Genomic DNA, 20495 nt, shown 5'->3' on the forward strand with positions numbered 1-20495 from the left:
GGCTGAGCGGGAGGGGCGCGGATCGCGCTACGGTCGTCACCGAGAGTAATGAACGCTCACGGGGGAGACCGTCATGGACATCAGGATGTTCGCGAAGCAGGAAGCGGCAGCGGGGGCGGTGGTGACCGCCGCGCCGGCAGCGGTGGCAGAGGAGGGGGCGCGGGGGAGCGGGCCGGACACCGCGCCGGAGACCGTGGCCGTCGCGCGGGCCGCGCGGGAGCTGGAATTGAAGCGGGGCGAGTTCGAACTGGCCGCCCAGCTGGGACACGTCCGCACCACGGTCGTGTCGGGCGCGGGGCGGCGGGTGCCCGGCCGGCGCGAGGTCGAGTGGCGGGAGATCGAGCGGCTGCGGTCCGCCGAGGGGTTCCCGGACGTATTGCGTGAGCGGGTACGGACGGTGGGGACGGCCGAGGGCGCGGGGCTCATGGCCATCAGCACCGGGCGCTTCACCCGGCTCGCGAAGGCCGGATACCTCACGCCGGTGAAGTTCTATCTGAACCGCTACCGCGCGGTGGTGTGGCTGTACCTGGCCGACGAGCTGACGGCGTTCGCCGCCCGGGAGGAGGCCCTCCTGGTCGGCCGGTTCCCGAGGACGCTCACCGCGGGACGGGACCCGGACGACGACGTACGACCGCGCAACTGGCGCGGCCGGCGCATCGGCCACCTCCTGCACCTGAGCGAGGACCCCTGGGAGCGGGCGGCGATCACCGGGTCGGTGCTGGACCCGGTGCAGCGGGCCGAGCTGGTGGCCGATCCGTACGAGCGGGCGTATCTGAGCAGCCTTCAGCCCGACCTCGCCCACGGCCGCTCCGACTCGGAGGCGGCGCTGGCGGCGGTGCGTCCGCTGCTGCTGGCCGACCATCCGGACGAGATCAGCTGGCACCGCGCCAGCCTCACCGCGCTGCTCGACGAGGCCCGACGCACCCGTCCCGCCCCTCGTCCGGACCGGCACGGTGACGTCCCGTCCCGGCCCCTTCCCGAGGCCGTGCGCGACCCCGAGCCCGAACCCGATGCTGGCTTCGGCTTGTTGGCCCCGGGGAGTGACGGCGACCGGGTGTTCCGGCCGGCGGCTGTTCACGAGCCGCTGCGGCGGGGCTCCGGGAAAGGGCTGCTGACACGGCTGCGCCTCAGGAAGGAGAAGGAGAGAGACCCGGGGCGGCCGGCCGGCCGGGAGCGGCCGTGAAGCGCGGTGAACGGCTCGGGGACGGCCGCCGGCCGCCGGCCGGCGGTGGGGCCGCCGTCTCAGGAGGTGACGTGCAGGACCAGCTTGCCGCGGGTTTCGCCGGCCTCGCCCCGGCGGTGCGCCTCGGCCGCCTGTTCCAGGGGGAGGACGTCGTCGAGTCCCACCGTGACCGCTCCGCCGTCGATGAGCCCGGCGATCCGGCTCAGGGTGTGGCCGTCCGGCTCGACCAGGAAGTCGCTGACACGCACCCCTTGCTCGTGTGCCGCCCCGGCGAGGTCGGGGGAGACGCCCGACGGGACGACGACGAGGTGACCGCCGGGGCGCAGGGTCCGGAGCGAGCGGCTGCTGGTGGAGTCGTGTCCGTCCCCGACGAGGTCGATCACGGCGTCCACGTCCTGGACGACGTCCTCGAACCTGACCGTGCGGTAGTCGACGACCTCGTCGGCGCCGAGCGTGCGCAGCCATTCGTGCTTGGCCGCGCTCGCGGTGCCGATGACATACGCGCCGAGGTGCTTGGCGATCTGCACGGCGAAATGGCCCACGCCCCCGGCGGCGGCGTGGACGAGGACCCGCTGTCCCGCCTCGACCTCCGCCGTGTCCACGAGCGACTGCCAGGCGGTGAGACCGGCCAGCGGGACCGCGGCGGCCCGATCGTGGTCGATCGTCGCGGGCTTGCGGGCGAACTGCCGGGAGGGGGCGGTCACATATTCGGCGTAGGCCCCGGCCTGGCGGGGGAACCACGGCATGCCGTACACCGCGTCGCCCACCTGGACGGTGGTGACACCGCCCCCGATCTCCGACACCACCCCGGAGACGTCCCAGCCCAGTACGAAGGGAGGCTCGCCCAGGACGCCGCTCATCCCGCCGCCCGCGCGGGTCTTCCAGTCCACGGGGTTCACCCCGGCGGCGTGGACACGGACCTGGATCTCGGTCGGCAGCGGCCGGGGCCTTGCCACCTCGCCGAGCCGGAGAACCCCGGGGCCGCCGAGGCTGTCCTGGGTGATCGCGCGCATCGTGTCGTCGCTGCTCATGGCTGGTCGCTCCTGTGGGTGCGTGCCGGGGCCCGGGCCGCTGCCCCGCCGGTGGTCGGTCGACACCAAGAAGCTAACTCCGAGGCGCGCTGTCGCCGCCGCGACGTGCGGGATCCGCGCACCGGCAAACGGTCCGGCACCCGCGCCGGTCGCCCGACCGGGTCAGGGGGCCTCGCGGGTGACGACGGGGCGCTCCTCCGAGAACCGGCCCCACGTGCCGTCGGGCAGCTTGGCGCGGAGCTTCACCCGGTAGGCGTCGCCCGCCCGCTTGCCCACGTACACGCTGTACGTGGCCCGGCCCTTCGGGGTTTCGCCGCCCCAGATGAGGGTGGTGGCGAACTTCCCGTCGAGATAGATCTCGTACGTGGTGACCTCGGCCCCCGTCTTCGGGGCCACCCACGACAGGTCGACGTAGTAGGCGCCGTCTGCGGCGTGGCTCGCGGCGCGGAACGCCGTCGGGGCGGTGTCGGGGTCGTCGCCGGGCCCCTTCGGCGTGGTGATCTCGACGGCGCGGCTGACGGGCGAGGTGTTGTCCGCCGCGTCGCGGGCGGCGAGCGTGAAGGAGTAGTGGGTGCCCGGCCGCAGCCAGGTGATCCGCGCGGAGGTCGCGCCCCCGGCGACACTGTGGATCTTCGAGCCGCCCTGGTAGATGTCGTAGGACGTGATGCCCTCGTCCTTGGCGGACCTGGTCCAGTTCAGCTGGGCGCCGCGCGGGCCGGCGCTCTTGCCGGTCAGCCCGGCCGGGCGGGCGGGCGCCTTCTTGTCCTCCGCGACGGCGGCCGGGGTGGTGGCGGACTTCTCGGCGCTGTACGGCGAGTACGTGCCGTCGCCGTCCTTGGCCCGGACGGTGAAGGTGTACGGCGTGGAGGGGGTGAGGCCGGTGATGTCGACCATGCTCTGGTTCGCCGGGACGTCCTTGACCTTGGTCCCGCCCCGGTAGACCTCGTAGCCGGTGATGCCGGAACGCTCCGGCGCCGGCCGCCACATGACATGGACGGAGGTGGCGGTACCCGCCTGGACGGTCACCCCGGCCGGGGCGGCGGGCGGGGCCTCGTCGGAGCCGCACGCGGTGAGCCCGAGGGCGGCCACGGACGCGAGCGCGGCAAGGGGGAAGATCCTTCTCAAGGCCGTGTCCTGCATGCCGTGTCCTCCATCCGGGGGGCAATGGTCTAGACATATATGACACAGGTGTCGGGTTCACATCAAGAGGCAGACGCATACCGGTGGCGGGCTGCCCGGTTCCTCCCCTCGTCGGCCGCGACACACCGCCGGTAATCCTCCCGCCCGGCGGGGGCAGGAGCCTGACGCACAATGACGTGCTCACAGCGGGCGCGAGGAAGGGCGTGGAGCGTGCGGATCGACCTGTCGGGAAAGACAGCTCTGGTGACGGGGTCCACCCAGGGAATCGGCGCGGCCATTGCGGCCGGGCTCGCCGCCTCCGGGGCGCGGGTCGCCGTCAACGGACGCGGTGCGGAGTCCGTGGACCGGGCGCTGGAAGGACTGCGCGCGCGGGTGCCCGGCGCCGAGTTCGTCGCCGCGCCCGGTGACCTCGCCTCCGAGGACGGCGCGGCGCGGGTGCTCGGCGTCCTGCCCTCGGTGGACATCCTCGTCAACAACCTGGGCGTCTACGGGTCGCGGCCCGCGCTGGACATCGGCGACGCCGAATGGCGGAGGTACTTCGAGGTCAACGTCCTGGCCGCGATCCGGCTGACCCGCGCGTACCTGGGCGGCATGATGGAGCGGTCCTGGGGCCGGATCCAGTACATCGGCAGCGACTCCGCGATCGTCACCCCCGCCGAGATGATCCACTACGGAGTCTCGAAGACCTCGCTGCTCGGGGTCTCCCGGGGCTTCGCCAAGGCGGCGGCCGGCAGCGGGGTGACCGTCAACTCCGTGCTGGCGGGGCCGACCCACACGGGTGGCGTCGAGGACTTCGTCTACGAGCTGGTCGATTCCTCGCTGCCCTGGGACGAGGCCCAGCGGGTCTTCATGCGGGAACACCGCCCGCAGTCCCTGCTCCAGCGCCTGATCGAGCCCGAGGAGATCGCGCACATGGTCGTCTACCTCAGCTCGCCGTTCGCGTCGGCGACCACCGGCGCGGCGGTCCGGGTCGACGGCGGGTACATCGACTCGATCGTCCCCTGATCCCCCCCCCGGCCCGGAACGGCACCCGGCCACGGCTGCGACGCCGTGGCCGGTGCGGACGAGGGGTCAGATCTGGTGGACGAGCTGGGTGGTGAGTTCGTAACGGGCACCGACGATGGCCAGCGAGCCGTCGGCTATCTTGGCCGCCAGGTCGGGATCGGCGGCGAGGCGCCCGCGGATGAGCGAGACGTTCGCGTTGATGGTGGAGTCCTTGCGCGCGGCGCCCGTCTTGGTGTGGTCGATCGCGGGCTTGATCTCGTCCGCCAGGTACTGGATGTGGGCGGGGAGCAGCGATCCGGACTCGTCCGCGTCGACGGCCGCGGAGACGGCGCCGCAGGACTGGTGCCCGAGCACGACGACGAGCGGTATGCCCAGCTCCAGTACGCCGTACGCGATGCTTCCGCGGACGGCCTCGTCCAGGACCTGGCCGGCGGTCCGTACGGTCATCAGGTCGCCGAGGCCCTGGTCGAAGACCAGTTCCGGCGCGACCCGCGAGTCGATGCACCCGAGGACGATGGCGAAGGGGTGCTGGCCGTCGACGAGCGTCCGGCGGACGACCTCCGTCTCGTGCGGGTGCTGCTCCCGGAAGGTGCGCCAGCGGCGGTTGCCCGCGTTGAGCGCGAGAAGGGCCTGGGCCGGAGTGGACGGACGGGGCTCCTCGGGACGGGGCCTCGCGCCCGCGGCCGGAGTGGCGCCCGCGACCGGAGCGGCCAGGGCCACCGCGGTGGTGGCCGCGGTGCCCGCGACGGCCGCGCGCAGGACGGAGCGACGCGTGGCGGCGCTGTGAAGGGAAGGGGGTGTTTTTGCAAGTCTGGTGAACATCACGGCCGGAGACTATCCGTGACATCGTTGGCCATTGGTTGGCATTGGTGTTTTGTTGACCTGCTCTTTAATCAGCCATGCCTTTTCGGCCGCGCGGGCGCCCGCCAACTCCCCACCTTGGTCTAGACCTTGACAGGGCGCACGCCCTTCCGCTTTGGTTCCCTCACCCCCCATGACGGCCGGACGGCCTCCGCCGCCCGGCCGTGGACAGGAGTCACTCCCTTGAAACAACGCGTCTTGGCACTGCTCACGGCGATGGTCTCGGCCCTCGCCCTCGCGATATTCCTCCCCGCCACCTCCGCCTCCGCCGCGGCCTGCGCCGCCGGGTGGAACGCCTCCACCGTCTACGTCGGAGGCAACGCCGCCTCGTACAACGGCCACAACTGGTCGGCGAAGTGGTGGACCCAGGGCGAGATCCCCGGTACCACCGATGTCTGGGCCGACCAGGGCACCTGTGGTGGCAACACGACCCCGCCGCCGACCAACCCGTCGGGATTCGTGGTCTCCGAGGCCCAGTTCAACCAGATGTTCCCGAGCCGGAACTCCTTCTACACCTACAGCGGCCTGACCGCCGCGCTGAGCGCCTACCCGGGCTTCGCGAAGACCGGCTCCGACACGGTCAAGCGCCAGGAAGCGGCCGCCTTCCTCGCCAACGTCAGCCACGAGACCGGCGGCCTCGTCTACATCGTGGAACAGAACACCGCGAACTACCCGCACTACTGCGACACCAGCCAGTCCTACGGCTGCCCGGCCGGCACGGCCGCGTACTACGGCCGTGGTCCGATCCAGCTGAGCTGGAACTTCAACTACAAGGCCGCGGGCGACGCCCTCGGCATCGACCTGCTCCGTAACCCCAACCTGGTGCAGACCGACGCGGCCGTGGCCTGGAAGACCGGTCTCTGGTACTGGAACACCCAGAACGGCCCCGGCACGATGACCCCCCACAACGCGATGGTCAACAGCCGCGGCTTCGGCGAGACCATCCGCAGCATCAACGGCAGCATCGAGTGCAACGGCGGCAACCCCGCCCAGGTGCAGAGCCGGATCAACCTCTACCAGCGCTTCGTCGGCATCCTCGGGACCACCGCGGGATCCAACCTGAGCTGCTGAACCCCCGACAGTGCGGGCCGGGTGTCCGCACCCGGTGAACCGGGCCGGTCCGACGAGGTCGTCGGACCGGCCTTCGCACGTGGCCCGGCACCGCCCCGGGCCAGCTCCGCGTTGAACTGCGCCCCCGCCAGGAGCGAGAGGTTGGTGACCCACAGCCAGACGAGGAACACGATGACCCCGGCGAGCGAGCCGTAGAGCCGGTTATACGTCCCCGCGTGGGCCGTGTAGAGCGCGAAGCCCGCCGACGTCAGCAGCCAGAGCACCACCGCCAGGATCCCGCCGGGCAGCGAGCGCCGCAGCCGGCGGGTGCCGGGCGGGCCGGTGCGGAACACCAGCAGCACCAGGACGGCGGCCAGCGCCAGCAGCAGCGGCCACTTCAACCCGCCCCACACCGCGTCCACCGCGCCCTTCATCCCCAGGATCCGGCCGAGCGCGGCCGCGGCCTCCCCGGTCAGCACCAGACTGAAGGCACTGGTCACCAGCAGCGCCAGCAGGGCGCAGGCGGTGAGGGCGATCCGGGGCGCGGTCCGCCACGGCGGCCGGTGGTCCACCGCCCCGTGCATGGCGTGCAGGGCCCGCCGGAACACCCCCAGGTAGCTGGACGCCGACCACAGCGCGCCGACCGTCCCGAAGGACGCGAGCAGCCAGGCCGCGGACCGCTGCCCCGCCATCTCCCGCAGCGCGTCGCTCACCAGGACACGCGACTGCGCGGGTACGAGCGCGGTCACCTGGGCGGCGAGCGTGCCCCCCGCGTCCGGCCCCGCGAGGCCGATCGAACAGACCGTCACGAGCAGGGCGGGGAAGATGGCCAGCACCGCGTAGTAGGTGAGGGCGGCGGCCACGTCCGTCGCGTCGCCGTGCCACATCGCGAGCGGCGTCCGCCGCAGGGCACGGCCGAACCGGCGTGCCGTCGGTGCGGATTCCTCGGCGGACACGCTGCCTCCTGCGTTCGTACGGTACGACCGTCGTCTGCCGGCCCCCGGCCCATCCTGCCCTGTCACCGGACCCGGCTCCGACCGTCGCGACGGTGCGTCGCCCGACCGGGCTCCGTTCCCCTCGTGTACCCCGTTCCGGCGCCCGCAGGGCCCCGTGGGCGGGACACCTGCCGGGGTGACCGCGCAGGGGGCCGAACGGCCGTACGGGCGCGGGGCCAACCCCCGTGCGCGGCAGGGGAGTTCGTCAGGCCCGGGCGACGCCGGATAACTGTTTTGTCCCCGTCTCGTTGTCCGGTCGGGGCCGTGGCCCGTCTTCTGCCGCGCCCTCACCGACGAGCGGAGGTCCTTCATGCCACGTGGAACCCAGGCCGGACGCGGCGCCTTACGGCAGACGGCGCCACCGGACGGGGCCGGCCCGCGCGGCCGCACCCGCCGGAACTTCCTGCGGTCGCTCTTCACGCTGGGAGTGGCCGGCGGCACGGCCACGGTCCTGGCCCCCGTCGTCCGCGCGGGCCGCCGCACGGATGCCCCGGCGACCCCCGGGGCCGAGTCGGCCCGCGCCGTGCGGGACGCGGCGGGCCGGGCCTTCGAGGAGATGTACCAGGGGCGCCGGATCGAACTCGGCGCGGGCACCGGCGCGATGGGCGCGGGCCCCATGGGGGGCGGCGCCGTCACCGCCGCCGCCCCCGGCGGCTCCGCCTTCGACATCCGGATCGACGGCCGCCCCCTGCACGTCATGCGCCGCGCCGACGGCAGCTATCTGAGCGCGGTCAACCACTACGAGTCGTTCCCGACCCTGCTCGACGCCGCCCGCGCGGCCGTCGACGACCTGCGGGGTGCCCAGCTGTCGCTCTCCGGGCCGGTCCACCACGTCTGACGGTCCGGTCCACCACGTCCGACACCACCAGCGACCTCGGGAGGGCCCTCACCGGTGTACACCAGAAAGAACCAGCGGAATCTCAGCGGCGCCGAGAAGAAGAGGTTCGTCGGCGCCGTCCTGGAGCTCAAACGACGCGGGACGTACGAGGAGTTCGTACGGCTGCACACCCGGTACTACGTCTCCGACGCCGAGGGCGGGGTGCGCGCCGGGCACATGGCCCCCTCGTTCCTGCCCTGGCACCGGCGCTACCTGCTGGACTTCGAGCGCGCGCTCCGCCAGATCGACCCCGCGGTGACGATTCCGTACTGGGACTGGACGACCGACAACACCCCCGCCGCCGCCCTCTGGCGCGACGACTTCCTCGGCGGCACGGGACGGGGGAGGGACCAGCAGGTCATGACCGGCCCCTTCGCCTACAGCGCGGGGAACTGGACCATCAAGGGCGGGGTGACCGACGACCGGTTCCTCACCCGGGACCTGGGCCGTCCCTCCGCCCCGATCGCCCTGCCCAGCAAGGCGGAGCTGGCCGCGGCGATGAACGAGAAGGTCTACGACGCGGCGCCCTGGGACTCGACCGTCACCTCCGGTTTCCGCAACCGCCTCGAAGGCTGGACGTCCGGCGGCAGAGAGCGCTGGCGCAACCACAACCGGGTGCACCGCTGGATCGGGGGAGCCATGCTGGGCGCGGCCTCGCCGAACGACCCGGTCTTCTGGCTGCACCACGCCTTCGTCGACCTGCTGTGGGACCGCTGGCAGCAGAAGCACCCGAAGGCGACCTACCTGCCGAAGAAGAAGCTGCCCTCCGGGGACCCCCAGCGCGGCCGGGCGATCAGCCTGGAGGAGCCGCTGCCGCCGTGGAACGTCAAGCCGTCCACGCTGCTCGACCACCGCAAGATCTACCGGTACGAGACCTGAGACGGCGGCCCGGAAGGGCGGCCCGACGCGGCGCCCCGACGGACGACGGCCCCCCGCGCCGAAGCGCGGGGGGCCGTCATTATTCAACGGGAACGTGCGGCCCGGGGGCCGGACACGTCAGTCCGTGTTCAGCCGCCGTAGCCGCCGGTGTGGGGGGCCGAGACGTTGGCGCACGTGTTGCCGAACGCCGGGTTGAGCAGGCCGACCACGTCGATGGTGTTGCCGCAGACGTTGAGCGGGATGTGCACGGGCACCTGGAGCACATTGCCGGACAGGACACCGGGCGAGCCGACGGCCGCGGCCTCGGCACCGGCGTCGGCAGCGGCCATTCCGGCGCCACCGGCCAGCACGGCGCCCGTGCCGGCGAGAACAGCAGCTGCCTTCGCGATACGCGACATCAAGTTTCTCCTTGAACGTTTTGAGCACAGCCGCACGTTGTGCGGCCTTCACGCACGTTCAACGCCGCGCATCACGCCGGGTAACGGATATCGGCCCAATCGATGTGGAATCCACCGGATCACCCCCCGGTCAGCGCAGCAGAGCCAGCCCGCCGACCAGTTTGTCCACCCGGTTCCGGGGCCCGACGAGGCTCACGGCGCAGTAACCGAGGGTGTCCTGCCCGGTCGCGGCGAGCACTCCGAGGTAGTCGTCGTACACCCGTGCGGTCTGGGCCGGTTCGGGCATGTCCACGATCAGGATGTCCTCCTTCGCGGCGGCCCTGGCCCGCAGCGCGCGCAGCGCGTCCGCGTCCGTGGCCAGGACGGTGCAGCCCGCCCACGGCAGGCCCGCGTGGGCGACGCCCGACGCGTCCTCGCCGCCGGGGCCGAGGAGATCGGGCAGGGCCTTGCCGACGGCGGCGGCCATGCAGGCGGCGGCGTTGGCCGCCCGGCCCGCCGGGAGGCTCTCGTCCACGACGACGACCCATTTGAGCCTGGCCTGCCGCGTGGGCCGGTCGGTGGTCACGTCGTCGCCGGTCAGCTGGGGGAGGGACATGGTGCTCCTGCTACTCGTTCGTGTACGGACACCCCGATACGCTAGGCACACGTTCCGAATCTGTCGCCGGGTGCCGTACGTCATGCGGTCCGAGAGGTGTTCCATGAAATTTGATGCGGTCGACCTGGCCCTGCTGCGGGAGTTGCAGAACGACGCACGGCAGACCAACCGCGATCTCGCGGCCAAGACCGGCGTCTCCCCGTCCACCTCGCTGGAGCGCGTGAGGCTGCTCCGCGAGCGCGGAGTGGTCACCGGCTACCACGCGGCCGTCGACCTCGACGCGATCGGCCGCCCCGTCCAGGCACTGATCTCGGTCCGCATCCGGCCGCCGGCCCGTCCGGTCATCGAGGGGTTCCGGGAGTGGGCGGCGCGGCTGCCCGAGGTGATCGGCCTGTTCGTGACCTCCGGCGCCCACGACTTCCTGCTGCACATCGCCGTCCCGGACGTGAACGGCGTCTACGCCTTCGTCATCGACCGGCTCACCGAGCGTCGTGAGGTCGCCGACGTCCAGACGACGATGGCGTACGAACACGTCAGGCCGCGCCGGATCGACCCGGCTGCCGGTGGCGACGGCCAGGGGCCGCGCTGAGAGCCACCGTGTTAGCGTGAAGTGAGAGATGGTCTATCGCTTATCGCTTATCGCTTATCGCTTATCGCTCATCGAGGAGCCGACATGTCACAGACCTGGCTCATCACCGGAAGTTCCCGCGGATTCGGGCGGGAGCTGGCCCTGGCCGCTCTGGAGTCCGGGGACCACGTCGTCGCGACGGCCCGCCGCCCCGAGCAGCTGGACGACCTCGTCCGCACGTACGGGGACCGGGTGCGGGCGACCGCGCTCGACGTCACCGACCCGGTGGCGGCCCGCGCGGCCGTACAACTGGCGCTCGACGTCTTCGGCCGGCTCGACGTGGTCGTGAACAACGCCGGGTACGCCAATTCCGCGCCGATCGAGGAGACGTCCGAGGCGGAGTTCCGCGCCCAGATCGAGACGAACCTGTTCGGCGTCATCAACGTGACGAAGGCGGCGCTGCCCGTGCTGCGGCGGCAGCGGTCCGGCCGCTTCGTCCAGTTCTCGTCCGTCGGCGGCCGTGTCGGCGGTTCCCCCGGGCTGGGCCCGTACCAGACCGCCAAATTCGGCGTCGAAGGCTTCTCCGAGGTGCTCGACAAGGAGGTCAGGCCCTTCGGCGTGCGGGTGATCATCGTCGAGCCGGGCGCCTTCCGCACCGACTGGCAGACCACGACCATGCGGCGCGCCGAGGTCGGCCCGGACTACGAGGCCAGCGTGGGCGCGATCCACCGCTACCGCGACCACACCGACGGGGTGCAGGAGGGCGATCCGGCGCGTGGCGCGCGGGTCATCCTGGACGCCGTACGGCGGGACGAGCCGCCGCTGCGGCTGCTGCTCGGGGCGGACGCGGTGGACGCGGTGGAGAAGTCGACCGAGGCCCGGATCCGCGAGACCCGGGAGTGGGCCGAGGCCAGCAGGTCGACGGCGTTCCCGGCGGAGTCCGGACAGCCGGAATGACGCGCGACCCGGGGACGGGCGCGCCCCACCACGACACAAGCGACACCGTAGAGACCGCAGAGGCAGGCGACACCGCCGAGACCGCCGACACCGCCGAGACAGGCGACAGCCCCGACACCCGAGGCCCCCGAGACCCCACCTCCCCGTCCAAACCGCGCCGCCCGGCGCTGCGCCGCGACGCCGCCGAGAACCGCGCCCGGATCATCGACGCGGCCGGCCGCGCCTTCGCCGCGCGCGGCCCCGCCGCCGGCATGGAGGACATCGCCCGCCTCGCCGGAGTGGGCCCCGCGACGCTCTACCGCCGCTTCCCCACCAAGGAGGCCCTGGTCACGGAACTGGTCGAGGTCTTCTACGACAAGCTGGTCACCCTCGCCGAAGAGGCCGCACGGCAGCCGCCCGGCGACGGCCTCGACCGGTTCCTCCGTACCGTCGGCCGGCTCATCGCCGGCAGCCGGGGCTACCTCCCGGCCGCCTGGGGCGAACTGGCCCGCCCCGCGCAGGTGGCGCACCTGCGCGGGATCACCGACCGCCTGCTGGCCGAGGCGCGGCGGGCCGGCGTGGTCAACGACCAGGTCACCGTCACCGACATCGCGATGGTCGTGTGGGGGATACGCGGGGTGGTGGAGACGACGGGCGCCGCCGCCCCCGACGCCTGGCAGCGCCACCTCGACGTCGTCATGGCCGGGCTCCGCACCCCGCGCATCGCCTTCAGCCGGCCGCCCCTGGACACCGGCCAGGTGGACCGGATGACGTCGGAGCCGCACGACTCCCCCTGAACCCGTACGACTCCCCCTGAACCCGCACGGCGTCACCCGGGGCCGCACGACTGCCCAGGGAGCGAACTCACCCCGACCGCCGGGGCTGGAGCGTCGTCGCGTACGACCCGCCCCGCGCCAGCAACTCGTGGTGGCTGCCCATCTCCACGATCCGGCCGTGCTCCATCACCACGATCCGGTCCGCGTTCTGGATCGTGGACAGCCGGTGCGCCACGACGAACACCGTCCGGCCCGCCACCAGCCGCGCCAGCGCGTCCTGGATCAGCGCCTCCGACCGGTTGTCCAGCGCGGACGTCGCCTCGTCCAGGACCAGGATCCGCGGATCCCTGATCAGCGCCCTGGCGATCGCGAGCCGCTGCTTCTGGCCGCCCGACAGCCGGGCGCCGCGCTGCCCCACCACCGTGTCCAGGCCGTCCGGCAGCCGGTCCACGAACTCCGACGCGTTCGCCGCGTCCAGCGCGTGCCGCAGCGCGCTCTCGTCCTCGCCGCCCGCCAGGCCGTACGTCACGTTCTCCCGGATCGTCCCCTCGAAGAGGATCGACTCCTGCGGTACGACCGACAGGAAACGCCGGTACGTCCGCAGATCGAGCGACGCCATGTCCGCGCCGTCCAGCAGGATCCGCCCCTCGGTCGGCCTGATGAACCCGATCAGCAGGTTCAGCAGGGTCGACTTGCCCGCCCCCGACGCGCCGACCAGGGCTATCGTCTCGCCGGGCCGCACCGACAGGTCGAAGCCGCGCACCGACGGCTCCGCCGCCTCCGGGTAGCGGTATCCCGTCCCCTCGAAGTCGATCCGCCCCTCGACGCGCTCGACGGACGTCTTGCCCTCGTTGCTCTCCAGGTCCGGCGCCTGGAGCACCTCGCCGACCGAGCGCACCGACTCCAGCCCCTTCGCGATGATCGGCGTCAGGTTCATCAGGGTCATCAGGGAGGCGGTCAGCGCGGTGAAGAACGTACTGATCATGACGACGTCGCCCGCCGATATCCCCATCCAGCCGTAGTACGCGACCACCGCCGAGCCCGTCAGACAGCCGACCGCCAGCGTGTTCAGCAGGATCCAGGACAGCGAGCCGAAGCGCCCGTTGAGCACGTCCAGCCGGAACCCGGCGGTCAGTACCCGCTCCAGCGTGTTGTCGACGCGGTGCAGCGCCGTACGCTCCAGGCCGTGGGCGCGGGTGATCGGGATCAGCGTGGTCATCTCGCCGACGCGCGAGGACAGCCGCTCGATCTCCAGCCGGAACTCCTCGTTGTTCGTACGGATCCGCGAGCGCAGCCGCCGTACCAGCAGCGCCGCCAGCGGCACGACCACGAGGAACACCGGCAGCACCACCGGCGTACGGAACCCGATCACCACCAGTCCGCCGAGCAGCGTCATGATGGCGCCCAGCCCCAGGTCACCGCTCTGCTGGGTCATCTGCTCGACGGCCTCGACGTCCCGTACCACCTTGGTCTGGAGGACCCCCGCGCTGACCCGCGCGTGGTAGCCGAGGGACAGGTACTGCATCCGGCGGCAGAGCGCGGACCGCAGCTCACGCCCCATCCGGCGGATGCTGGCGCTCATCAGGCGCGCGTAGAGCAGCGCCATCGGAAAATTGAGGGCGAGGACGAAGACGAGGGCCCCCGCGTTGTACCAGAGCTCGGAGACGGGCCGGTGCTCCACGACCACGTCGATGATGTTGGCCGTGATCAGCGGGAGCAGCCAGACCGGGATGTGCTTGACGGTGAACACCGCGACGACGAGGAGCAGCCTGCCGCGGTCGGGACGGAAGAGGTAGGCGAGGGTACGGAGCGGATGCTCCCCCGAGTAGTGGTGGTCCAGCGGACCGGGACGGTGAGCGGCTTCGGGTTTCTGCATGGAGAGCGGAGTCCTTTTCGGCAGCGGTCGCACGCGCTCGACGTGCGGCCGCAGTCTCCTCCGACCGGCCCCCGGACCGGAAGCGCTTTCCGGAGCGTGGACGGGGGGCCGGGGAAGCGGCGGTCCCCGGCCCCGGAGGCGGACCGCGGACACCGGTCCGTACCGGCCGCTCGGCGCGTGCGGAACGGCGATCGGTGAGAGGGTGGCTGCATGGCTGATCAGGGCGCTCGGCCGGGCGCCGGGTCGCTGCCGGACGACTGGCCCGCCGATCCGGGACTGGGACTCGCCCTCAACCGCATGGGCGGTTTCGACTGGAACCTCGTCAGCGGAGCACTCCATCTGGACGGCCCCGCCCTCGAGGTGTTCGACCTGCGCGAGGACGAGTACGACGGCAGGGGCGAGTCGCTGCTGTCCCGCATCCCGCAGGACGAGGCGGCGCGGGTGAACGCCGTCGTGGGACAGGCCGTGGAGCAGGGCACGGACCGCTACGCCACGTACTTCCAGATCCGCTGCCGCGACGGGTCCATGCGCTGGACCCACACCCAGGCGCGGATCCTGCGCGACGAGCGGACGAACGCCGTCCGGGTCATCGGCATCGTCCGGATCGCCCACCACGACCTCGCCGACGCGGCCGCCAGGAACGAGCTGGACGCGGGCCGGCGGCGGCTGACGGAGATGGTGGAGCGCACGACCACCCTGCTGTCCCACGCCGAGACCGTGCACGACGTCATCAAGGTCCTGGAGGACGAGGAGGCGCTCGGCCACCTCCGGGCGGAGAGCGTGTCGCTGGGGGTGGTCGAGGGGACGCGGATCAGGCTGGTCGCGCAGGGGCGCAACGGCCCCTTCGCGACGGAGCTCCAGTACACCCGGATCGACGAGCCCTACCCGATGAGCGAGGCGGTACGGACCGAGCGGCCGCGCTTTGTCACCTCGCGCGAGGAGTTCCGTAACGCCTACCCGCTGCTCTGGCCGCACATCGAGCCGCTGGTCGTCTCCTCGGGGGCGTATCTGCCGCTGATCGCCCAGGCCAGGCCCATCGGCGTGCTCGCGATGCTCTATCCCCGGCACGGCGACTTCAGCGACTCGGAGCGCGCCCTGCTGGTCGCGCTCGGCAGCAGCATCGCGCAGAGCCTTCAGCGGGCGATGCTCTACGACCAGGAGCACGACCTCGCCGAAGGTCTCCAGCAGGCGATGCTCCCGCGCCACATCCCCGACATCCCGGGCGCGCTGACGGCCGTCCGCTACCGCCCCGCGCGGATCGGGCGGAGCGTCGGCGGTGACTGGTACGACGTGCTCCAGCTGCCCGGCGGCCGGGTGGGCCTCACCATCGGCGACGTCCAGGGCCACGACACGGACGCCGCCGTGGTCATGGGCCAGCTCCGGATGGTGCTCTGGGCGTACGCGGCCGAGGGCCACCCGCCCGCCACCGCCATGGCGCGCGCCGCCGCCTTCCTGCACGAGCTGGACACCGACCGCTTCGCGACCTGCACGTATGTGGAGGTCGACCTGGCGACGGGAGGCTTGCAGATCGTACGGGCCGGGCATCTGGACCCGATGGTGCGGGTCGCCGACGGCACCTGTGGCTGGATCACGACGACCGGCGGGCTGCCGCTCGGCCTCGCCGCCGAGTTCGCCGGCGACGGCGGGATCGACTACCCGGTCACCACCGGGACGCTGGGCCCCGGCGACACGCTGCTGCTCTGCACGGACGGCCTGGTGGAGGAGCCGGGCACGGACCTCGGGGACCGGATGAAGGTGCTGGCGGAGGCGGTCAGGACGGGCCCGGAGGAGCTGCCGGACCTGGCCGACATGCTGTTCGACCGGCTGGGCACCCAAGGCGGCGGTGACGACATGGCGCTGCTGCTCCTGCGCAGGGACGCCCGGGCCGGGGCGTCGCCCCGGTCCCGTACGCGGCCCGGCGCCATCTCGTAGGAGCGGCGCGCGGGGACGAAGCGGGGCGCGGACAGGACGGCGCGTGGTCCTGTCCGCGCGGCCGGTCCGGTCAGCCCTCGGCGATCTCGCGGACCTCGGCCGTGATGCTCCAGTGGGCCGGGTGGATCTCCAGGAAGCGCCTGGCCCACTCCAGCGCCTCGGCCTTGTCCCTGGCCTGGATCAGCGAGTAGCCGCCGATGACCTCCTTGGTCTCGGTGAAGGGGCCGTCCGTGTACCGGACCGCGCCGTCGGCCCAGGTGAGCCGGGTGCCGTCGGAGGTCGGCGTCAGACCGGCCGTGTCGAGCATGACCCCCGCCTTGGTGATCTCCTCCAGCAGCGCGCCCATGCGCGCGTCGAACTCGGGGCCGGGGGGCTCGGTCGGGGGGTTCTGCTCATCGACGCGGATCATCGTCAGGAAGCGCGGCATGGTGACTCCGTACGTGGGTGGGCGGACCGGAGCGGGGTGGTCCCCGCCTCTCATCCTTACGTCGAACGGGAGGCGCCCGGATCGACACCTCCCAGGAAGTTTTTCCGGGATACGTCATGATCGCCGCCCGAGGGCCACGACGAGAGGGGCCGGCCGGTGGCCTTCGGGGCTGTCATCGCGTGTTCTTCCCGGCGTTTCCCCGAACCCCTGGTTCATTGGTGTGCGCACGGCAATGCTGGCGGCAGACAGTCCTCACCCATGCGAATTCACCGTCTTCCAGGAGAAGTTGTGGGCCCAGGCAACGCCTGGCGGTCCGTCGTGCTGTTCACGGCGGCGACCGCCCTGACGGCGGGGGCGGTCTCCCCGTCCTTGGCCGACTCCACCTCCGACCCCGGCCCGCTGACCGCCGCCGAGATCCTGCGGCCGGTCGCGCCCCCGCCGGCGAGCGCGGCCGGCGGGACACCGGGGACGGTGACCGCCGGGGGAGCGGGTGACGGCCTGAGAGGCGAGGCTCCGGACGGCGGAGGACTGGAAACGGCCCGTGCCTCCCGGCCCGTCGCCCCCGGGGTCACCCTCACCTCGTACGACCGGCTCGAAGCCGCCGCGTGGCTGCGGGTCGACGCGCTCTCCGTGGACCTCGACGGTGGTGCCCGCGCCGACTACCTGTCCTCCGGCCAGGTCTCCGACCGGCGTACGGTCTCCGAACTCGCCGCGCTCCACGACCCGGGCGCGGGGCGCCGTACCGTCGCCGCCATCAACGCGGACTTCTTCGACATCAACGAGACGGGCGCGCCGCAGGGCCCCGGTCTCAGGGACGGCCAGGTCGACCACTCCCCGGCGGCCGGCGCCGAACGGGCCGTCGGGATCGGCCCCGGGAACGCGGGCCGGATCCTGCGGCTCTACTTCGAGGGGACGGTGACCCTGCCCTCGGGACCGCGCCCCCTGGCCGCGTACAACGCCGCGAACGTGCCGGCCGGTTCCCTCGGCGTCTACACGGCGGGGTGGGGCCGCGCCGACCGTGCCCTGACCGTGGACCGGGCGACCCCCGTCGCGGAAGCGGTCGTCCGGGACGGCGCGGTCGTCTCCGTGACGGACCGGCCAGGCACCGGGCCCATCGCACCGGGCACCACCGTCCTGGTCGGCCGGGAGGCGGGGGCCGAGGCCCTCGGGGCGCTGCGCCCCGGTGACCCGGTGACGGTCGCGTACCGTCCGCGCACCGACAGCGGGCCGGTGCCCCGTACCGCCGTCGGGGGGCGGGAGTTGCTCGTGGTGGACGGGGTGGCGCAGAACCACGACGGCGAGGGCAACAACACCGCGGCCCCGCGCACCGCCGTCGGTTTCTCGCGCGACGGCTCGACGATGCAGATCGTCACCGTGGACGGGCGGCAGGCCGACAGCGGCGGGGTGACCCTCACCGAACTCGGCGGGATGATGCGGCGCGCCGGGTCGTACAGCGCCCTCAACCTCGACGGCGGCGGTTCCTCGACCCTGCTCGCCCGCGCCCCCGGCAGTGACACGCTGACGGTGGAGAACAGCCCCTCCGACGGCAGCGAACGCGCCGTCCCCAACGGCCTCGCCCTCACCGCCCCGGACGGCAGCGGACGGCTCGACGGCTTCTGGGTCTCGACCCGTACGCCCCCGGCTAGCGCGCCGACCGTCGACCCCGTCAGGGGCGGCCACCCGGAGCGCGTCTTCCCGGGTCTGACCCGGCAGTTGACCGCCGCCGGCCACGACGAGACGTACGGTCCGGCCACCGGTACACCCCACTGGCGGGCGGTACGGTCCTCCGTCGGCCGGGTCGACGCGCGCGGCCTGTTCACCGCACGCGCGAGCGGCACCACCGAGGTGAGGGCCGAGCGCGGCCGGGCGGGCGGTGGCACGGAGGTGACGGTCCTCGACCGGCTCGACCGGCTCGTCCCCACGACCCAGCGGGTCGGACTCGCGGACGCGGCGGCCTCCGGCACCTTCGGCATCGTCGGGCTCGACGCCCACGGCACCAGCGCCCCGGTCGAACCCCGCGACGTCACCCTGGACTTCGACCGCGCGCTCTTCTCCGTCACCGACGACGGCGCCGGGAACTTCACCGTCCGTTCCCTCACGGGCGCGGGAGCCGGCCGGATCACGGCCACCGCCGGCGGGGTCACCACCGCGCTCGCCGTCACCGTCGGCCTGGAGGAGCGTCCGGTCACCGGCTTCGACGACGCGGCGTCCTGGACCTTCTCCCAGGCGCGGGCGAGCGGTTCGGTCGGCGCCGTGCCGGACGGCCGTACCGGCACCGCGCTGCGCCTCGGCTACGACTTCACGCAGTCGACGGCGACCCGCGCCGCGTACGCGCTGCCGCCCGTACCGCTTCCTGTCCCGGGCCGCCCGCAGTCGTTCGCGCTCTGGATCAAGGGCGACGGCCGGGGCGCCTGGCCCACGCTGCACCTCAAGGACGCGGCGGGCTCGGACCAGTTGCTGCGCGGTCCGTACGTCACCTGGACCGGCTGGCGGCAGGTGACCTTCACCGTGCCCGAGGGCGCCGCGGCCCCGCTGAGTGTGTACCGCTTCTACCTCGCCGAGACCGCGGCCACGAAGCAGTACACCGGGGAGGTGGTGCTCGACGACCTGACGGCGCAGCTGCCGCCCACCGTGGACCTGCCCGAACAGCCGCGCCCCGCCGACCCGTTGATCGCCACCGCGGCCCGTACGGAAGGGCGGGACTGGCGGTTCGCGGTGATGTCGGACGCCCAGTTCGTCGCCCGCGACCCGGACAGCGCGATCGTCGTCCAGGCGCGCCGTACCCTGCGCGAGATCAGGGCGGCGAAGCCCGCCTTCCTTGTGATCAACGGGGACTTGGTGGACGAGGGGTCGCCCGAGGACCTGGCGTTCGCGCGCCGGGTGCTGACGGAGGAGCTGGGGGACGCGCTGCCCTGGTACTACGTACCGGGCAACCACGAGGTGATGGGCGGGACGATCGACCACTTCACCGCCCAATTCGGCCCCGCCCACCGGGTGTTCGACCACCGGGGGACCCGCTTTCTCACTCTCGACACGTCGAGTCTGTCGCTGCGCGGCGGCGGTCTCGCCCAGATCGAGGAGGCGCGTGCGCGGTTGGACGCGGCGGCGCAGGACGACCGGGTGGGCTCGGTCGTGGTGATCGAGCACGTACCGCCGCGCGACCCGACCGTGCAGAAGGCCAGTCAGCTGGGCGACCGGAAGGAGGCGGCGCTGCTCGAAGGGTGGCTCGCCGACTTCCGCCGTACGACCGGCAAGGGCGCGGCGCTGATCGGCGGCCACGTCGGGGTCTTCGACGCCTCGCGGGTGGACGGTGTCCCGTATCTCGTCAACGGCAACGCGGGGAAGGCCCCTTCGGCCCCGCCGGACGAGGGCGGCTTCACCGGGTGGTCGGTGGTCGGTGTGGACCGGGTGTCCCCGGGCGCGTGGGCCGCCGCCCGGCGGGCGCCGTGGGCGGGCGGGCCCGACTGGATCTCGGTCCAGACCCGCGCGCACACCGACGCGCTGACGCTGGACGTCCCGGCGGTGCTGACCCCGGGACACGACGCGAGAGTCGCGGCGCAGGTCACCCAGGGGAGCAGGCGGGTGCCGGTGGCCTTCCCACTGAGCGCGGACTGGACCGGCTCGCCGAACGTGCTGATCGGGGACGGGCGGCAGGGGGTGCGGGACCGGCACGACGCAGGGGATCGGCCGGGGGTACGAGACCGGCCGGGCGTACGAGATCGGCACGGCGTACGGGACCGGCACGTGGCCCACTTCGACCCGGGCACGGGCATGCTCACCGCGCTGCGGCCGGGGACCGTGACCCTCGCGGTGACGGTCAACGGGGTGACCCGCTCGGCCCGGACGGTCATCGAGGCGTCGGCGGCCTCGGCCGCCCCGGCAGCTGTCCGTACCGGAACGGGCTGACGAGGGGCGAGACTTCGGTAGGCCGGCTGCCCGGCCGCCCGCGACTTTGGTCAGGGCGGC

17 protein-coding genes and 1 pseudogene are annotated in these 20495 nt (G+C 72.9%); 10 read left to right on the plus strand and 8 right to left on the minus strand.

The features are described from left to right. Positions 1-73: 73 nt before the first annotated feature. On the plus strand, positions 74-1183 hold the full coding sequence (locus tag ACIODU_RS07000; protein WP_401764793.1) for a DUF6397 family protein: 1110 nt from the start codon (positions 74-76) through the stop codon (positions 1181-1183). A 59-nt stretch (positions 1184-1242) separates the two neighbouring features. On the opposite strand, the gene ACIODU_RS07005 is transcribed toward ACIODU_RS07000, so the two are convergent. After that, the gene (locus ACIODU_RS07005) at positions 1243-2214 is read right to left on the minus strand and encodes an NADP-dependent oxidoreductase (protein ID WP_401764796.1); all 972 of its coding nucleotides are present in this window, start codon (positions 2212-2214) and stop codon (positions 1243-1245) included. Between the two features lie 162 nt (positions 2215-2376). Continuing rightward, positions 2377-3354: a fibronectin type III domain-containing protein gene (locus ACIODU_RS07010; RefSeq protein WP_401764799.1), complete on the minus strand. Its 978-nt coding sequence runs from the start codon at positions 3352-3354 to the stop codon at positions 2377-2379. Positions 3355-3564: 210 nt separating this feature from the next. Between ACIODU_RS07010 and ACIODU_RS07015 the strand changes: the two genes are divergently transcribed. After that, positions 3565-4359: an SDR family NAD(P)-dependent oxidoreductase gene (locus tag ACIODU_RS07015; RefSeq protein WP_401764802.1), complete on the plus strand. Its 795-nt coding sequence runs from the start codon at positions 3565-3567 to the stop codon at positions 4357-4359. Positions 4360-4425: 66 nt separating this feature from the next. On the opposite strand, the gene ACIODU_RS07020 is transcribed toward ACIODU_RS07015, so the two are convergent. Then, positions 4426-5181: a carbonic anhydrase gene (locus ACIODU_RS07020; protein ID WP_356420395.1), complete on the minus strand. Its 756-nt coding sequence runs from the start codon at positions 5179-5181 to the stop codon at positions 4426-4428. Positions 5182-5436: 255 nt separating this feature from the next. Between ACIODU_RS07020 and ACIODU_RS07025 the strand changes: the two genes are divergently transcribed. Next, positions 5437-6291, plus strand: coding sequence for a glycoside hydrolase family 19 protein (locus tag ACIODU_RS07025; protein ID WP_401764969.1), 855 nt, complete (start codon positions 5437-5439; stop codon positions 6289-6291). Here the strand turns inward: ACIODU_RS07025 and ACIODU_RS07030 are convergent. Continuing rightward, positions 6234-7226 carry a YihY/virulence factor BrkB family protein gene (locus tag ACIODU_RS07030; RefSeq protein WP_401764805.1) on the minus strand — a complete coding sequence of 331 codons (993 nt, stop codon included), beginning with the start codon at positions 7224-7226 and terminating at the stop codon, positions 6234-6236. The two genes, ACIODU_RS07025 and ACIODU_RS07030, sit on opposite strands and share 58 nt — an antisense overlap. Before the next feature lie 349 nt (positions 7227-7575). Here ACIODU_RS07030 and ACIODU_RS07035 point away from each other — a divergent pair, with 349 nt between their 5' ends. Both ACIODU_RS07035 and ACIODU_RS07040 read left to right on the plus strand, forming a co-directional pair. Further along, positions 7576-8103 carry a tyrosinase family oxidase copper chaperone gene (locus ACIODU_RS07035; RefSeq protein WP_401764807.1) on the plus strand — a complete coding sequence of 176 codons (528 nt, stop codon included), beginning with the start codon at positions 7576-7578 and terminating at the stop codon, positions 8101-8103. 54 nt (positions 8104-8157) lie between these two features. Continuing rightward, complete coding sequence (locus tag ACIODU_RS07040; protein ID WP_356419784.1) at positions 8158-9021, plus strand: tyrosinase family protein; 864 nt, start codon at positions 8158-8160, stop codon at positions 9019-9021. 128 nt (positions 9022-9149) lie between these two features. On the opposite strand, the gene ACIODU_RS07045 is transcribed toward ACIODU_RS07040, so the two are convergent. Then, entirely contained in the window at positions 9150-9419 is a 270-nt protein-coding gene (locus ACIODU_RS07045; protein ID WP_356419781.1) for a chaplin, read from the minus strand. A gap of 130 nt (positions 9420-9549) precedes the next feature. Next, on the minus strand, positions 9550-10014 hold the full coding sequence (locus tag ACIODU_RS07050; RefSeq protein WP_356419778.1) for a DUF2000 domain-containing protein: 465 nt from the start codon (positions 10012-10014) through the stop codon (positions 9550-9552). Between the two features lie 103 nt (positions 10015-10117). Here ACIODU_RS07050 and ACIODU_RS07055 point away from each other — a divergent pair, with 103 nt between their 5' ends. The 3 genes from ACIODU_RS07055 to ACIODU_RS07065 all read left to right on the plus strand — a co-directional run bounded on the left by ACIODU_RS07055 (position 10118) and on the right by ACIODU_RS07065 (position 12315). Next, positions 10118-10603, plus strand: coding sequence for an Lrp/AsnC family transcriptional regulator (locus ACIODU_RS07055; protein WP_401764812.1), 486 nt, complete (start codon positions 10118-10120; stop codon positions 10601-10603). Positions 10604-10687: 84 nt separating this feature from the next. Further along, a complete protein-coding gene (locus ACIODU_RS07060; protein ID WP_401764815.1) occupies positions 10688-11539 on the plus strand; it encodes an oxidoreductase in 852 nt (283 codons plus the stop codon). Continuing rightward, positions 11536-12315: a TetR/AcrR family transcriptional regulator gene (locus ACIODU_RS07065; protein ID WP_401764817.1), complete on the plus strand. Its 780-nt coding sequence runs from the start codon at positions 11536-11538 to the stop codon at positions 12313-12315. Before ACIODU_RS07060 ends, ACIODU_RS07065 begins: the two co-directional genes overlap by 4 nt. 67 nt (positions 12316-12382) lie before the next feature. Here the strand turns inward: ACIODU_RS07065 and ACIODU_RS07070 are convergent, their stop codons facing one another. Then, complete coding sequence (locus ACIODU_RS07070; RefSeq protein WP_401764820.1) at positions 12383-14170, minus strand: ABC transporter ATP-binding protein; 1788 nt, start codon at positions 14168-14170, stop codon at positions 12383-12385. Between the two features lie 210 nt (positions 14171-14380). On the opposite strand from ACIODU_RS07070, the pseudogene ACIODU_RS07075 reads away from it, so the two are divergent. Further along, a pseudogene (locus ACIODU_RS07075) lies at positions 14381-16078 on the plus strand (SpoIIE family protein phosphatase); the annotation flags it as partial. A gap of 94 nt (positions 16079-16172) precedes the next feature. On the opposite strand, the gene ACIODU_RS07080 reads toward ACIODU_RS07075, so the two are convergent. Next, positions 16173-16529 (minus strand): YciI family protein, encoded by a 357-nt coding sequence (locus tag ACIODU_RS07080; RefSeq protein WP_356419761.1) that lies wholly within the window; start codon positions 16527-16529, stop codon positions 16173-16175. Positions 16530-16817: 288 nt separating this feature from the next. On the opposite strand from ACIODU_RS07080, the gene ACIODU_RS07085 reads away from it, so the two are divergent. Continuing rightward, positions 16818-20435 carry a phosphodiester glycosidase family protein gene (locus tag ACIODU_RS07085; RefSeq protein WP_401764823.1) on the plus strand — a complete coding sequence of 1206 codons (3618 nt, stop codon included), beginning with the start codon at positions 16818-16820 and terminating at the stop codon, positions 20433-20435. Positions 20436-20495: the final 60 nt, after the last annotated feature.

Source organism: Streptomyces sp. NPDC088261, from assembly GCF_044740805.1.
Classification (GTDB): Bacteria; Actinomycetota; Actinomycetes; order Streptomycetales; family Streptomycetaceae; genus Streptomyces.